The following is a 15305-nucleotide window of genomic DNA, read 5'->3' as shown; positions in this document are numbered from 1 at the left end:
ACACCATGAGCTGCCTTTCACGGGAGAATTAATCCCGTTCAAGCGGCACAGCCGTGGTTTCCTTGATCTCTTCCATGACGAAAGAAGCCGACACATCCGACAAAGGAACGCTTGCGATCAGCCGCTGATAGAGCCGGTCATAGGCCTTGACGTCTGAAACGCGCGCTTTGAGCACATAGTCGAGATCGCCGGTCATGCGATAGACGCCAACGATTTCCGGAAAACGGGCCGTGGCGCTGCGAAATTTCCCCAGCCACTCAGGGTCGTGGCTTGATGTGCGAACCAGAATGAAGACGGAAAGGCCGCAACCTGCCATTTCGGCATCGACCAAAGCGACACGCGCCTTGATGACGCTTTCATCTTCCATGCGTTTGACCCGCCGCCAGCAGGCATTGCGGGAAAGATGCACGCGCTCTGAGAGAGAATCAACGGATAGGGTTCCGTCAATTTGCAACTCATTCAAGATTTTTCGATCAATTTCATCCAGTGTGAGCTTCATATTGGGATGATTGTCTCATAAAATGTAAATTATCAAGGATAAATTGAGATTTCATCTCGTTTGCTTTTGCTAAAATGATTTTCCAGAAAGGCGCTTCTGCGCCGCATAAATGGGAACAAATTGCTCGTTGACGGGAGTATTTTCAATGACAACACGTATTACACGGCTTTTTACGGAGCATCCTGAATCCGTAGATGAAACCTATTTTGAGCATATGGCCTTTGCGGGTCGTTTTTCGTTCAAGCTTTTTTGTGCAGCTTTTGCTGCCCTCATTCATGCAATTTTGCCATTTTTGTTCGAGAAGACTGCGAGCACAATTGTTCGCCAGTTGTATGAGCGAACTCATAACCGGGGCCGGTAATCGCCGGATCGAAAATGTGTCGTTGGGCCGCTTATCTTGGACCTGAAACCTATCTGGAAGACATTATATCGTCTCCCTGTCATTCGCTCGTGGCGCAGAGCCACGATGCGCATGAAGCAAAAACACGAACCAATGGCGACGGTTTTGGTGTTGCCTGGTATGGCGAGCGCAGTGAGCCGGGGCTTTATCGGGATATTCTGCCCGCATGGTCCGATCAGAACTTACACAGTCTTGCGCGGCAGATCCGGTCGCGCCTTTTTCTTGCCCATGTCCGCGCATCAACCGGTGGATTGACAAGCCGCTCCAACTGTCACCCCTTCGTTTCAGATCGCTGGAGCTTTATGCATAATGGACAGATCGGCAATTTCAACCGTTTGCGGCGCAGGCTGGAAGGCCATCTGAGCGACGAGGTCTATGCGCAAAAACACGGCGCGACTGATTCGGAGCTGATCTTTCTTCTGATGCTGGAGTTTGGCCTTGATCGAGATCCTGTTCTGGCCATGAAGCGCATGGTTTCAACAATTGTTGAAGATGCCGTGCGCGCGGGTGTGCCGCCATTCCTGCGGCTGACGGCGGCTTTCTCCGATGGCAATCAGCTTTATGCAATCCGTTATGCCACCGATGCCTTTGCGCCGACGCTTTATACGGCCACGCTGGGCAGCGCGTCTGGTATATGCGTTGTATCGGAGCCACTTGATGGGGATGCTGCAAACTGGATGGCCGTGCCGGCAAACAGTTTTGTTACTGTTTCCCGGCAGGGGCGTATTGCGATTGATGCGTTTTTGGAACCCGCTTCGCGTTCTTGTGAGAAGGCCGAGGTCTAGGCACTGCCAATCAATATGCCGGCAGCCAGCACAAGCGCGCCACCGAACACCACCTGAAGGGCTGCGCGGAAGAATGGCGTTTCCATATAGCGGTTCTGGATGAAAGCGATGGCCCAGAGTTCGAAGAACACAAGAATTGCTGCGATGCTTGTCGCGGTCCAGAAGTCTTTGATGAGATAGGGCAGGGTGTGGCCAAGGCCGCCGAGTGTCGTCATCACGCCGCAGGAAATGCCGCGCTTGATCGGTGACCCACGGCCTGACAGCTTGCCATCATCATGCACGGCTTCCGTAAAGCCCATCGAAATACCCGCACCCACCGAGGCCGAAAGGCCGACGAGAAATGTCTGCCATGTATCCTGCGTGGCGAAAGCTGCCGCAAAAATCGGCGCGAGAGTGGAGACCGAGCCATCCATCAGTCCAGCCAGACCCGGCTGCACATAGGTCAGGATGAACTGTTTCCGCTCAAGTGCGCGTTCTTCGTCTTGCACGGTGTGCGGTGTGAGTTCATTCTCAAGCGATTCAGCTTTTGCTTCGTGCTTTTTTTCCTGCAGTGCAAGGTCGCCCAGCAGCTGGCGTGTCTGCGCGTCGGTGACACGTTTGGCAGCTTCAATATAAAAGCGGTAGGCTTGCTCTTCCATTTGCGCTGCGGCGTCACGCACCTTGTCGATCCCCAGCGGGCGGACAAGCCAGTCGGGTTTGCGCTCATAATATCCGCTGACATGTTCACGGCGAATGAGCGGAATATTGTCCCCAAAACGGGCGCGGTGTCGCGCAATGAGCGCATCACGATGCTGATGCTCTTCATCAGCCATTTGTTCAAAGATTTTCGCTGACTGCGGAAATTCATCACGCAGGCCGTCAGCGTAGGCCAGATAGATGCGTGCGTCATCTTCCTCCGATGAAATGGCGAGGGCGAGGATCTCCTGTTCGGAGAGTGATTCAAAAGGGCGGCGGCCATTGCTGAAAAATCGACTAATCATTTCTCAAATCCATAGTTTAGAATGGTTCTAAGTAAGGGATTTTTGGGCTGAAAGTCAAGCCTTGCAGCGAAGGCACAATTGGCGCATTAAACCCCGGCCCAATAAAGAGGGCTTCACATCAGCAAACCCGTCAGAAGAGAACGAATTGATGGCATCGACAAACTCCCATACAAGCCCCAATCCCCGCCCGCTAAACCGGCAGGATTTCCGCACCCTTGGCCTTTCTGCATTGGGCGGTGCGCTGGAGTTTTATGATTTTATCATCTTCGTGTTTTTTGCGAGCGTCATTGGTCATTTGTTTTTCCCGCCCGATATGCCTGACTGGCTGGTGCTGATCCAGACTTTTGGCATCTTCGCTGCTGGTTATCTGGTGCGTCCGATTGGTGGCATCGTGCTGGCGCATTTCGGTGATAAATTTGGCCGCAAGCGCGTGTTTGCATTCTCGGTATTTCTGATGTCGATCTCGACCTTGGCGATGGCCTGCCTGCCAACCTATGCAACGCTTGGCGTTGGCGCGCCCATTCTGCTGATCATCTTCCGCATGTTGCAGGGCGCTGCCATCGGTGGCGAAGTGCCCGGCGCATGGACCTTTGTGGCGGAGCATGTCCCCGCCAATCGTGTTGGCATGGCGTGCGGCTTTCTCTGCTCGGGCCTGACACTCGGTATCATGATCGGCTCGCTGATCGCCACCGCCATCAACTGGATTTTCACGCCGGAAGAACTTGCTGCTTACGCCTGGCGCATACCATTCTTCATCGGTGGTATTTTTGGCCTATTCGCCGTTTATCTGCGCCGCTGGTTGGCTGAAACCCCGATTTTCACCGAGATGAAGAACAGTCATCTCCTCAAGGACAAGCTGCCGCTTGGCACCGTTCTGCGCAACCACATGCATGGGGTTATCATTTCTGTGCTGCTGACCTGGATTCTGTCGGCTGGCATTGTCGTCACCACGCTGATGACGGCAACTTTCTTGCAAAAACTTTATGGCTACACGCCTTTGCAGTCGCTTGCCGCCACGAGCTTCGGCACGTTGTTTCTGATGTTCGGAACAGTGAGTGCCGGCGCGATCGTTGATCGCATTGGCAGCGGCCGATTCTTTGCCGTTGCAGGCATTTTCTTCGGTATTGCGACGTTCGTGTTCTACACCTATGCGGCAGTTTCTCTGCCTGTTCTGTTTGCGCTTTATGCAGTGATGGGCCTTTCGGTGGGCATGGTTGGCGCGGCCCCTTATGTGATGGTGCGGGCATTTCCGGCGCCAGTGCGCTTCTCGGGCCTGTCGTTTTCCTACAATGTTTCCTATGCGGTTTTTGGTGGTCTGACGCCGGTGATCGTAACCTCGCTTCTGGCGGTCAACCCGATGGCGCATGCCTGGTATCTGGTGTTCATCGCCGCTCTGACCTCTGTGCTTGGCCTCTACCTGATTGCCCGCAGCGATCAGGTTGAAGGGGCTATCGGGCTTGATGATCTGCCTGCCGTTCCACAGCCGAACTGATAAAAAGGGCCGCGAAAGCGGCCCTTTTCTTTGTTTAGTGTACCGCCAGTTTCGCGGTGCCAATTTCCTTATCGTGGACGGCGAAGCGGTCGATCATGTCACTACTTGCTTCATTAAAGCCGATCACCGAAACATCCGTACCGTCAGCACGGTATTTCAAAACAACTTTATCAAGAGCGTCGACTGATGTGATATCCCACAGATGGGCATGACTGACATCAATCGTCACTTTCTTTGCAGGCGTGGAAAAATCGAAAGCCGCAATGAAGCTTTGCGCGGAGGCAAAGAAGATTTGGCCCTGAACGGTGTAGGTGCGCTCGTTTTCATCCTCATTGAGGGTTTCGCTTACACGGAACATCTTTGCGACCTTGCCTGCGAAAAATACACCGGAAAGCAGCACGCCAACCAGAACGCCCTTGGCAAGATCATGGGTGGAAACCACCGTTATGACGGTTGCCAGCATGACAATGGAGGAGGATGGCGGGTTGCGGCGTAGATCAAGGATCGAACGCCATGAGAAGGTGCCAATTGACACCATGATCATCACCGCCACGAGGGCTGCCATCGGAATGATCCGCACCAGATCGTCGAGAACGAGAATAAGAAACAGCAGGAAAGAACCAGCAACAAAGGTTGAAAGCCTGCCGCGACCGCCGGATGTGACATTGATCACCGACTGTCCGATCATGGCGCAACCACCCATGCCACCAATCATCGCGGATGCGATATTGCTGGTGCCCTGACCAATGCATTCCTGGCTTTTGTTGCTGGTTGTATCCGTCATGTCATCGACAATCTGGGCGGTCAACAGCGATTCGAGCAGGCCAACGGCTGCAAGCGTGATCGAATAAGGCAGGATGATTTGCAGTGTTTCGAGGGTCAGCGGCACTTGTGGAAGCGCGAAGATCGGCAAAGCCGATGGCAATTCGCCAAGATCACCCACGGTGCGCAGATCCATGCCGGTTGTCCACGCAAGCGTGGTCAAAACCGCGATTGCCACCAGGGGCGATGGGATCACTCTGGTTATGCGCGGAAACAGATAGATGATGGCGAGGCCACCTGCGATCATCCAGTATGTCTCGACGGGGACATGGATGAGTTCGGGCAATTGTGCCATGAAAATGAGGATTGCCAAGGCATTGACGAAGCCGGTGATGACGGATCGCGAAACGAAACGCATCAGCCGCCCGACTTTGAGAAAGCCTGCGATGATTTGAAAAAAGCCCATCAGGATCGTGGCTGCAAAAAGATATTGCAACCCATGTTCTTTGACGAGTGAGACCATCACCACAGCCGTTGCAGCGGTCGCAGCAGAGATCATGCCGGGGCGTCCGCCGGTGAAGGCGGAAACACAGGCAATGGCGAAAGAAGCGAAAAGGCCGACTTTGGGATCGACGCCGGCGATAACAGAAAAGCCGATAGCTTCCGGGATAAGAGCGAGTGCTACGACGATACCGGAAAGAATATCGCCGCGAATATTGGAGAACCACTCGCGGCGGTAGGCAGCAAGACGTGTCATTGAATTTTCCGCAAATAGAAAACGGACAGGGATGCCCGAATCAACATGGCCGATTGTAAAAATGGGGATGTTGTTGCGTTGTCTGGCGGATAGGCGGCCAGAAGAGCCACCCGGGCTTTCACCGGGTCCTTGCGAATACGCTTGTATAAACAAAAAAGGCGCAGCAGGGCAATAAGCGGCTGCGTCTTTATTGGATAGCCGTGTTTAGAGTATTTTTTGCATGAAAGTCAGGTCTAGCCAGCGTCCGAATTTCTGGCCGACCTGTTTCAGCGTGCCACCATCTGTAAAACCCTGCGATTTGTGCAGCGCGATGGATGCGGCATTGCCAGATTCAATGCCTGCCACAAGGACATGGACTTTGCGATCGCGTGCTTCTTCTACAAGCTCTGCCAGAAGTGCGCGTCCAATACCGCCACCGCGTGCATCGCTTGCCACATAAACAGAGAGTTCGGATGAGTGGCGGAAACCTTCAAACGGACGAAATGGGCCATAACTTGCATAACCAACGACCTGTCCCTCCCGTTCGGCCACCAGAACTGGAAAGCCGTCACGGTTGCGATTTTCAAGCCATTCGCGACGGTTTTCCAGATCGACAAGCGTTTCGTTCCAGATGGCGAGCGTGTTTTCGACTGCATCATTGTAGATCGCAAGCAGAGCAGGGAGGTCAGCTTCGTTGGCAAAGCGGATGGTGAGGGTCATTTCAGAGGCCTTAATGAATAAGAAAACGGCGGGATTTTTCCCGCCATTTTCGATCACTTTCAAGTGGATAAAAATCAGCCTTGCGCTTTTAACTCCAAACGGCGGCGATGCAGGACTGGCTCGGTGTAGCCATTCGGCTGTTCGCGGCCCTTGAAAACGAGATCACAAGCTGCCTGGAAAGCAATCGACTTATCGAAGTCTACGGCCATCGGACGATAAAGCGGATCGCCTTCATTCTGCTTGTCCACGACAGCTGCCATGCGTTTTAGGGTTTCCATGACTTGCGCTTCTGAAACCACGCCATGATAGAGCCAGTTGGCGATATGCTGTGCCGAAATACGCAGCGTGGCACGGTCTTCCATCAGGCCAACATTGTTAATGTCCGGCACTTTCGAGCAGCCTACGCCCTGATCAACCCAGCGCACGACATAACCGAGAATGCCTTGCGCATTGTTGTCGATCTCGTGCTGGATGTCTTCCGGTGTCCAGTTTGGACGGCTTGCGACCGGCACGGACAGAATGTCGTCGAGCTTGGCACGTGGGCGACTTTTCAGTTTCTCCTGAACTGCTGCCACATCAACCTGATGATAATGGGTTGCGTGCAGGGTTGCTGCGGTCGGCGATGGCACCCATGCGGTGTTCGCTCCAGCCTTCGGATGGGCGATTTTCTGTTCGAGCATGGCGGCCATCAGGTCCGGCATCGCCCACATGCCCTTGCCGATCTGCGCATGGCCGGAAAGGCCGCATTCAAGACCGATATCGACATTCCACTGTTCATAAGCGCCGATCCAGGCGGCCTGCTTCATGTCGCCTTTGCGGATCATCGGGCCAGCTTCCATCGAGGTGTGGATTTCGTCGCCGGTGCGATCAAGGAAGCCGGTATTGATGAAAACGACGCGTTCTTTCGCGGCGCGGATTGCTTCCTTGAGGTTAACCGTGGTGCGGCGCTCTTCATCCATGATGCCGATTTTCAGTGTGTTCGGCTTCATGCCAAGCAGCTCTTCGGTGCGGGTGAAGATTTCATTGGCAAATGCCACTTCCTCCGGTCCGTGCATCTTTGGCTTGACGATATAGACCGAGCCTTCGCGCGAATTCAGATGGCGACCGTTCGGGCCAATGTCATGCAGTGCAATCAGGCTCGTGAAAGCGGCATCCATGATGCCTTCCGGCACTTCATGGCCGTCGGCATCAATGATCGCCGGATTGGTCATCAGGTGGCCGACATTGCGCACCAGCATCAGCGAACGGCCCTTGAGGGTAAGGTCGGAACCATCAGGCGTTTTATAGCTGCGGTCTCCATTGAGGCGGCGCGTCATCTGCTTGCCGTTCTTCTCGAACGTGTCTTCAAGCTTGCCATTCATCAGGCCGAGCCAGTTGCGATAAACCGCAACCTTGTCTTCCGCATCGACGGCCGCAATCGAATCTTCGCAATCCTGAATCGTGCTGATAGCCGACTCCAGAACCATGTCTGCGATATGCGCCGGGTCGGTCTTGCCGATCGGGCTGTCCGCATTGATGACGATATCGACATGCATGTTGTTCTTGGCCAAGAGCACATTGGTGGGTGCGCTTTCATCGCCATTATAGCCTTTGAACTGACTGCCGTCCTTCAAGGCGGTGGCTGAGCCATCGGCAAGCGTTACAGCGAGTTTGCCGTCCTTGACGGAAAGGCCGGTGACGTCGGCCCATTTGCCCGCATTGAGCGGTGCGCTTTCATCGAGAAAATTCTTGGCCCATGCAATGACTTTTTCGCCGCGCTTCGGGTTGTAGCCTTTGCCTTTTTCCGCGCCGTCCTCTTCGGAGATCGCATCGGTGCCGTAAAGCGCGTCATAGAGCGAACCCCAGCGTGCATTGGCGGCGTTGAGCGCATAGCGTGCATTCATGACCGGAACGACAAGCTGCGGCCCTGCAATATGCATGATTTCCGGGTCGACATTGGCAGTCGAAACCTTGAATTCTCCGCCTTCCGGCAGGAGGTAGCCGATATCTTTCAGGAATTTCTGGTAGTCGGCCTGCGAATAGCCTTTGTCGCGATTGTCCTTGTACCAGGCATCGATCTTGGCCTGCATGTCGTCGCGCTTTTTGAGGAGGGCGCGATTCTTCGGTGCGAGATCGCGGATGATGGCGGCGAAGCCCTTCCAGAAGGCGTCTGGTTCAACGCCCGTGCCGGGTGCGGCTTCGCTTTCCAGAAACTCCACCAGTTCAGGGGCAACGCGCAAGCCTTCTATCTCAACGTAATGACCGGCTTTCTGAGAAACCATGGCTCTGCCTCCTTCAAATAAAAAAACACTGCCAGTATCTTTCAACACCAGCCATTAAGATGTCTTTGAACCGCTTTAGCGCGCTTTCGTCAATCAGCGTGCGGGCACATCATCTGTGACGCTGCGGCGAAAATGAATTACAAGTTCAGGGTGCGTTTAATCTGATCAGGAGTCCAGCCCTGTTCGCGCAGGCTGCTGAGTGCCGTATCCTTGCGGCTTTTGGATAGTTTCAGACCATCATCGCCCAGCACAAGATCGTGATGATGATAAAGCGGTTCCGGCAAGCCCAGAAGCTTCTGCAGAAGCCTGTGCACAGATGTTGCATGAAACAGGTCGCGCCCGCGGACAATATGCGTGATGCCTTGCAACGCATCATCCACCACGACGGAAAGATGATAGCTCGTAGGTGTGTCTTTACGGGCAATCACCACGTCGCCCCATTGTGCAGGATCGGCGATAAGGTGGCCGGTCTCACCGTCCGGGCCTTGGCCGCTTTCATTCCAGAACAGCGCTTCGCCAGCCATGTCGAGCGCTTTCTCCATATTGAGCCGCCACGCATAGGGCGCACCGGAAACGATGCGTTGCATCTGTTCCTTGTCGCTCATCTCCCGTTCGCCTTGCGGATAAAGCGGTGTGCCGTCCGGATCGGACGGCCAGTCCTGGCCCTTGGCATGCGCTTCGCCGATAATCGCGCGCACCTCGGTGCGACTCAGAAAGGCGGGGTAGACGAGGCCCTTATCTGCAAGCTTGGTCAGCGCATTGCGATATTCGCTAAAATGCTCCGACTGGCGGCGTACCGGCTGTTCCCATTCAAGTCCAAGCCAGTGGAGATCATCATAGATGCCCTGTTCGAGCACTGGCGTGCAGCGGGCGGTGTCGATGTCTTCCATGCGAAGCAGAAAGCGTCCTTCGCTTATCCGTGCCATTTGTGCATTGAGAAGTGCAGAATAGGCGTGGCCAAGGTGTAACTGACCATTGGGGCTGGGAGCAAAGCGAAAAACAGGTTTTGTCATGTTGATGTCAGTTGATTGTCATTTGACGGTATTGGTACTTTGCGCGCGTGTGAAAAGAAAGGCCTGACAATGCGGCGGATCGATACATTGGACGATATTGAAGCCGGGCTTGAAGCGCTGGTGTTAGCCGACGCACGGCTAATCGATATCCGAGGCCGTTCTCATGCCGTGCCGCTGCGCAGGTCTCAGCCGGGCTTTGAAAGCCTCGCCTCGATCATCGTTGCACAACAGGTTTCAACAGCCAGTGCGAGTGCCATATGGGCGCGATTCAAGCAGGTGATCGATCCGATGACACCGGAAGCTTATATCGCAGGTGGGGAAGAGGCATGGCGTTTTGCTGGGCTTTCACGACCGAAACAGAGAACGCTGTTTGCCTTGAGCGAAGCCTTGGCAGAAGGGGCAATCGACCTGTATGGGCTGTGCGATCTGCCTGCCGAAGAAGCGATCAAGGCGTTGACCGCTATTAAGGGCATCGGCCCCTGGACGGCTGAAGTCTATCTGCTGTTTGCTGCTGGTCATCCTGATGTGTTTCCGGCGGGCGATGTGGCGCTGCAAACGGCTGTCGGTCACGCTTTCGCGCATGAAATGAGACCTGATGCGGCGGCTCTTCGTCTGCTTGCGGAAGACTGGGCGCCATGGCGCGGCGTGGCAGCGCGTTTGTTCTGGGCATATTACGCCGCAATCAAGGGACGCGAAGCTGCGCCTCTTCTGTAAATCTTGCGTGTTTCCGGGGTGATAAACGCGTTTCCGCTTCACAATCCTGTCACGTCGGGATTACATTATTCGCATCAGGTGAATGACGGTATTTCGATTCGCAGAAACTTGATCTCCTGCCTATCGCGCTGCCGCTTTCACAAAGCTGGAGCGTTGTAGGTTGCGCCCATAACGGGTGCGGGGCGCTTCGGTGAAGAGCGCAGTTCCGCATGGAAAGCCATTCGCACTTTTCCTTTCGGAGTTGCTCTGAAGGAGGTGTGCCCTTGAATGTAGCCGTCTCTCCCCGAACCGTTTCGAGCAGTGGTTTGCCTGCTCTGGTTCTCAATGCGGACTATCGGCCGCTCAGCTATTACCCTTTGTCGCTCTGGTCCTGGCAGGATGCGATCAAGGCAGTCTTTCTTGAACGCGTGCATATCGTGGCGGAATATGATCAGGTCGTATCTTCGCCATCGTTTTCCATGCGTTTGCCGAGCGTGATTTGCCTGAAAGAATATGTAAAGCCGCCGCGTCATCCGGCGTTTACGCGCTTCAATCTGTTTCTGCGTGATCGTTTTGAATGTCAGTATTGCGGCTCTCCGCATGATCTGACCTTTGATCACGTTACCCCGCGTTGCCATGGCGGCGAGACGACGTGGGAAAATGTGGTCGCCGCGTGCTCCCCTTGCAATCTGCGCAAAGGCGGGTTGATGCCAGCTCAAGCACATATGTGGCCGCGTCAGAAGCCGGTCATGCCGAGCGTGCAGGATCTGCACAAAAATGGCCGTCTTTTCCCACCCAACCATCTTCATGAAAGCTGGCTCGATTTTCTGTATTGGGATGTCGAACTGGAGCCTTAGTGTCTGCTCCAAAAGTCGCCATGCCGGTCTGCAAATGGCAATTTGTCTACGTTCCGATGCTCATGCACCCAAAATTATATTTCGCTTCGGCATTCGAGAACCACCATTTTCGCCATGGCCTGCCGCTTTTTGATTCGGATCCCAGAAAGAACAACTTCCTCAGAATTCCCTCTTACTTTCCACCTTTTGCAAAAGCGCCGTAGTAGCCAATCGCTGCAAAAAGCAGGCTTGAGACCACGTTCCATCCTGCAAATGACAGGCCGAGAAAGAAGCCCGGTGCGCTGTCACATGCAGGCGGCCGGGTCGCGTTGAGATCGCCGAGCAGATTGCCGGCATCCAGCGTGAGCTTCATGGTGGCTGCGCTGCAATCAGCCGGACCCGGCCAGTATTTGAGTTCGACACCGGTGTGATAGATGGCAAGCGCAAGGCCAAAGGTCATCAGCAGTGCACCAATCAGGATCAGACCGCGCGTGAGAACCGGAGGCCATTTCAATCTATAAGAAACCCAGGCTGCGGCCAGAACCGGAACGCCGATATAATAAGGCGTGCGTTCTTCAAGGCAGAGTTTGCAGGGCATGAAACCAGCCAGATGCTCGAAGCCCAAAGCCGTTCCGACTGTTGCAGCCATTCCGACTGCCATGATGCCTGCGGTCCAAGACTGAATTTTGCCAACCGGCTTGTTAAGTGCAAATGTCATATGAAATTTCCTGCGCCATGCTGGCCTTATTTCTTTAGCCTAAAATACTGCTTCGCCTCCAAGCAATTAAATTTGACCGGCTTGAGGCAAAATCAGGCGTTCAGATATTTAATCCCGACGAAGAGCACGATCAGCAAAACAGCAACGAGACCAGCCAGCAGGCCGAGACGCTTTTCGATAAATTCGCGGATCGGTTCACCATAACGCTTCAACAGCCATGCGAGGAAGAAGAATCGTGCGCCGCGCGCAATGATCGCGGATGCAATGAACAGCCAGATATTGATGCCTGCCGCGCCGGAGAGGATGGTGACAACCTTGATCGGCGGCAGATGCGCGAGGCCTGATGTGATGAGCATCAGCAGAATCATGTCGGCGCTGGTCGTTCCGCGCATTTGCTCGAAGGTGTCGAGCTTGCCATACATTTCAAGCACAGGCTTTGCGACCTGCTCATAGGCATGATAGCCCAAATACCAGCCTGCTATGCCGCCAAGAACGGAAAAGATGGTTGCGATGAGCGCGTAACGATAGGCCCGTTCCGGGCGCGCAAGCGCCATCGGAAGAAAGAGCACATCGGCGGGCACCAGAAATACCGAGCTTTCTATAAAGGCGATGAAGGCGAGCCAGTATTCGGCCGACTTTCGGGCAGCAAGCGAGATCGTCCAGTCATAGAGTCGGCGCAGCATGAAAATTTCCGGATTTTTTAAGGGGGCAAACACCCAGGGATTATTTGCACCGTCTATAATAAAAAAAGGCGGCGCGAACAATGCGCGCCACCCTTTTAAAGTCGTGTTTGCTGATTTTTATCGTTTGTAAGCGCTGCAAATATATTTGGTTTCGAGATATTCCTCGATGCCATATTTCGAGCCTTCGCGACCGAGCCCCGACTGTTTTACACCACCAAATGGTGCGACTTCGTTGGAGATAAGGCCGGTGTTGTGTCCAACCATGCCATACTCCAGGCCTTCGCTGACGCGGATCGCGCGGCTGAAGTTCTCCGTATAGAAGTAAGCGGCCAGACCGAAGATCGTATCGTTGGCAGCCGCGATCACTTCTTCTTCCGTGTCGAAGGCAAAGAGCGGTGCAAGCGGGCCAAAGGTTTCTTCCTTGGCAACAAGCATATCCGAGGTAACGCCTGTCAGAATGCCCGGTTCAAAGAACAGTCCACCCAGTTCCTTGCCGCCTGCAATAAGCTTTGCACCTTTTGAAACCGCATCTTCAATATGCGCCTTCACTTTGGTGATGGCCTTTTCTTCGATCATTGGGCCGATGACGACGCCCGGCTCGGTGCCATTGCCGACTTTTAATTCTTTCACTTTAAGCGCCAGCTTTTCAGCAAACGTGTCGTAAACGCCGCGCTGAACATAGATGCGGTTGGCGCAAACACAGGTCTGCCCGGCATTGCGGTATTTGGAAAGCATCGCGCCGTCCACAGCCGCATCGATGTCGGCATCGTCGAACACGATGAAAGGTGCGTTGCCGCCAAGCTCAAGTGAGATGCGCTTGATGGTCGGTGCGCATTGCGCCATCAGCAGGCGACCAACTTCGGTCGAGCCGGTGAAGGAAAGCTTGCGGACAATGTCATTGCTGGTGAGTTCGGCGCCGATGTCGCGGGCCTTGCCGGTCACGATCTGCAGAACGCCTGCCGGGATTCCAGCCTTTTCCGCCAGAACGCCAAGCGCAAGCGCGGTGAGCGGGGTGAGGTCGGCAGGCCGGACGATCATCGTGCAGCCAGCTGCCAGTGCGGGCGCTGCCTTTCGCGTAATCATTGCCGCCGGGAAGTTCCATGGCGTGATTGCCGCCGTCACACCGACCGGCTGACGGATCACGGTCAGGCGCTGGCCGGGCTGTGTGGCCGGAATGGTGTCGCCATAGACGCGCTTGGCTTCTTCTGCGAACCATTCAATGAAAGAGGCCGCATAAAGAACTTCACCACGCGCCTCAGCGAGCGGTTTGCCCTGTTCCGATGTCATGATAAGGGCAATGTCATCTGCATTGGCAATGATCAGGTCAAACCATTTGCGTAAGATTCCAGCGCGCTCTTTGGCGGTCTTTGCAGCCCAACCCGGCAGCGCCTTGTTCGAAGCGTTGATTGTCTCTTTAATAGTGTCGACAGAGAGGGAGGGAACGGTGCCAATGACGGAGCCATCGACCGGATTGGTGACGTCAATAGTTTTGCCGTCTGCTGCGTCTATCCAGTTTCCATCCACAAGACATTGCGATTTAAGCAGTGAGGGGTCTTTTAAAGCGAGCATATCTGATATTCCATCCCAGTCTTGAAGAACTAAGCTGTTCAGTATATTGAACGGCTTACGATATATTGAATTAAACAGGCCGTGACGGATAAAGTCAATCGGTCAGTCAGGTTAGCGGCTAAGCATATGGATAAAACGGTGAGCGACGACGAGAGTTCCCTGAAGCTGGTTCCGGCTGTGGTTCGGGCTTCGCAAATTCTGGATCAGATTGCGCAGGCAAATCAATCCGGCAGAGAAGGGCTGAAGCTCTCGGATATTGCGCGCCAGACCGGATTGCCCAAAAGCAGTGTCCATGGCCTGTGCCAGACAATGGTTCATCTTAAATTGCTGAAGCTTAATCGTGATGGCAGTTTTACCACGGGGCCGCATTCCGTTCGCTGGGCGAATAGCTTCCTTGCCGGAAGTGATATTGTGGATGCGTTTCATGAGGCCGTGGCAGAAGCAGAAGGGCTTGATCCTTATACATTGACGCTTTCGCACCTTGAAGGTCCGGAAGTCATTTATCTCTCTTGCCGTGACTCGTCTGCGCCGCTTGGCATTACGTTCCGCATTGGGATGCGTGTGCCAGCTGTGTTTACCGCGACCGGAAAGGCGATGCTGTCTTCGATGTCCCCACAGGAGTTGACGCGTCATCTTCCTTCTGAGTGGCCCAAGCCCATTACACCTTCAAGCGTTCAATCCTTGAGGGCGTTCGAAGCAGAGATGGCTGTGGTGAAGAAGAAGGGCTATTCGCTCGATGACGGTCAGTTGCGTGAAGGTATGTTTTGTATCGGTGCCGCGATCTGTGATCGTCCAAATCATCCTGTGGCCGGGATTGCTCTTTCTATGATGGCCGCAGAGGCGCGGCCGGAGATTATTGAGACGATGGGTGGGCGGGTGCGCGCATTGGCGGACTGCGTTGCTGAGCGTATGGGTTGGCTGCTCGCACCGTCGCGTTAAGTGCTGTTTTGATTTGGTATAGAGTTGGGATGTTTTAAATTGTTTCTGTTTGGTAAAAATGGGTTGATTTGCCTGTGGAAAGAAAAGTTATCCTTTTTGCGGATTATGCGTTGACAGTTTTGTTGAGTGGGGTCTATATGGCGCCACAACGAGGGCGGCGACGCTGCTAGCGGCAGACTGGTTCGTCCCTTGAGTTGGCAGATTGAGTTTGACAGCGAT

15 protein-coding genes and 1 other annotated feature are annotated in these 15305 nt (G+C 54.2%); of the genes, 6 read left to right on the top strand and 9 right to left on the bottom strand.

Annotated elements, in window-relative coordinates:
- Window positions 1–28: 28 nt before the first annotated feature.
- Window positions 29–499: an Lrp/AsnC family transcriptional regulator gene (locus ABE530_RS10445; RefSeq protein ID WP_499694477.1), complete on the bottom strand. Its 471-nt coding sequence runs from the start codon at window positions 497–499 to the stop codon at window positions 29–31.
- A 145-nt stretch (window positions 500–644) separates the two neighbouring features.
- Here ABE530_RS10445 and ABE530_RS10440 point away from each other — a divergent pair, with 145 nt between their 5' ends.
- Entirely contained in the window at window positions 645–860 is a 216-nt protein-coding gene (locus ABE530_RS10440; protein ID WP_140021890.1) for a DUF6356 family protein, read from the top strand.
- Between the two features lie 14 nt (window positions 861–874).
- Window positions 875–1684, top strand: coding sequence for a class II glutamine amidotransferase (locus tag ABE530_RS10435; RefSeq protein ID WP_499694476.1), 810 nt, complete (start codon window positions 875–877; stop codon window positions 1682–1684).
- Here the strand turns inward: ABE530_RS10435 and mbfA are convergent.
- Complete coding sequence (mbfA, locus tag ABE530_RS10430; protein ID WP_396998128.1) at window positions 1681–2664, bottom strand: iron exporter MbfA; 984 nt, start codon at window positions 2662–2664, stop codon at window positions 1681–1683. The two genes, ABE530_RS10435 and mbfA, sit on opposite strands and share 4 nt — an antisense overlap.
- A 148-nt stretch (window positions 2665–2812) precedes the next feature.
- Between mbfA and ABE530_RS10425 the strand changes: the two genes are divergently transcribed.
- Complete coding sequence (locus ABE530_RS10425; protein ID WP_499694475.1) at window positions 2813–4156, top strand: MFS transporter; 1344 nt, start codon at window positions 2813–2815, stop codon at window positions 4154–4156.
- Window positions 4157–4190: 34 nt separating this feature from the next.
- Here ABE530_RS10425 and ABE530_RS10420 read toward each other — a convergent pair whose 3' ends face one another.
- From ABE530_RS10420 to gluQRS, 4 genes are all read right to left on the bottom strand, one after another.
- Window positions 4191–5675 carry a SulP family inorganic anion transporter gene (locus tag ABE530_RS10420; RefSeq protein WP_499694474.1) on the bottom strand — a complete coding sequence of 495 codons (1485 nt, stop codon included), beginning with the start codon at window positions 5673–5675 and terminating at the stop codon, window positions 4191–4193.
- Between the two features lie 76 nt (window positions 5676–5751).
- Window positions 5752–5807: a sequence feature (sul1 is cis-regulatory element that is thought to sense ions involved in sulfur or methionine metabolism; They are found in Alphaproteobacteria), on the bottom strand.
- A 72-nt stretch (window positions 5808–5879) separates the two neighbouring features.
- Window positions 5880–6374 carry a GNAT family N-acetyltransferase gene (locus ABE530_RS10415; protein ID WP_499694473.1) on the bottom strand — a complete coding sequence of 165 codons (495 nt, stop codon included), beginning with the start codon at window positions 6372–6374 and terminating at the stop codon, window positions 5880–5882.
- 74 nt (window positions 6375–6448) lie between these two features.
- Window positions 6449–8635 (bottom strand): malate synthase G, encoded by a 2187-nt coding sequence (locus tag ABE530_RS10410; protein ID WP_499694472.1) that lies wholly within the window; start codon window positions 8633–8635, stop codon window positions 6449–6451.
- Window positions 8636–8772: 137 nt separating this feature from the next.
- Complete coding sequence (gene gluQRS, locus ABE530_RS10405; RefSeq protein ID WP_499694471.1) at window positions 8773–9648, bottom strand: tRNA glutamyl-Q(34) synthetase GluQRS; 876 nt, start codon at window positions 9646–9648, stop codon at window positions 8773–8775.
- 69 nt (window positions 9649–9717) lie between these two features.
- Here gluQRS and ABE530_RS10400 point away from each other — a divergent pair, with 69 nt between their 5' ends.
- Together ABE530_RS10400 and ABE530_RS10395 are read left to right on the top strand one after the other, a co-directional pair.
- Entirely contained in the window at window positions 9718–10362 is a 645-nt protein-coding gene (locus ABE530_RS10400) for a DNA-3-methyladenine glycosylase family protein (protein WP_499694581.1), read from the top strand.
- Window positions 10363–10625: 263 nt separating this feature from the next.
- On the top strand, window positions 10626–11198 hold the full coding sequence (locus tag ABE530_RS10395; RefSeq protein ID WP_026070265.1) for an HNH endonuclease: 573 nt from the start codon (window positions 10626–10628) through the stop codon (window positions 11196–11198).
- A gap of 172 nt (window positions 11199–11370) precedes the next feature.
- On the opposite strand, the gene ABE530_RS10390 is transcribed toward ABE530_RS10395, so the two are convergent.
- From ABE530_RS10390 to ABE530_RS10380, 3 genes are all read right to left on the bottom strand, one after another.
- Window positions 11371–11895 carry a disulfide bond formation protein B gene (locus ABE530_RS10390; RefSeq protein WP_499694470.1) on the bottom strand — a complete coding sequence of 175 codons (525 nt, stop codon included), beginning with the start codon at window positions 11893–11895 and terminating at the stop codon, window positions 11371–11373.
- A 92-nt stretch (window positions 11896–11987) separates the two neighbouring features.
- Window positions 11988–12578 carry a YqaA family protein gene (locus tag ABE530_RS10385; protein ID WP_499694469.1) on the bottom strand — a complete coding sequence of 197 codons (591 nt, stop codon included), beginning with the start codon at window positions 12576–12578 and terminating at the stop codon, window positions 11988–11990.
- Window positions 12579–12695: 117 nt separating this feature from the next.
- Window positions 12696–14147, bottom strand: coding sequence for an NAD-dependent succinate-semialdehyde dehydrogenase (locus ABE530_RS10380; protein WP_265984754.1), 1452 nt, complete (start codon window positions 14145–14147; stop codon window positions 12696–12698).
- A 126-nt stretch (window positions 14148–14273) separates the two neighbouring features.
- Here ABE530_RS10380 and ABE530_RS10375 point away from each other — a divergent pair, with 126 nt between their 5' ends.
- Window positions 14274–15086 carry an IclR family transcriptional regulator gene (locus ABE530_RS10375; RefSeq protein ID WP_499694468.1) on the top strand — a complete coding sequence of 271 codons (813 nt, stop codon included), beginning with the start codon at window positions 14274–14276 and terminating at the stop codon, window positions 15084–15086.
- The last annotated feature ends 219 nt before the right edge of the window (window positions 15087–15305 follow it).

It is taken from the genome of Brucella sp. TWI559, from assembly GCF_039674265.1.
Lineage (GTDB): Bacteria > Pseudomonadota > Alphaproteobacteria > Rhizobiales > Rhizobiaceae > Brucella > Brucella chromiisoli.
Note: the sequence above shows the minus strand (reverse complement) of the source record. Positions and strands in the feature narration are given on the sequence as shown.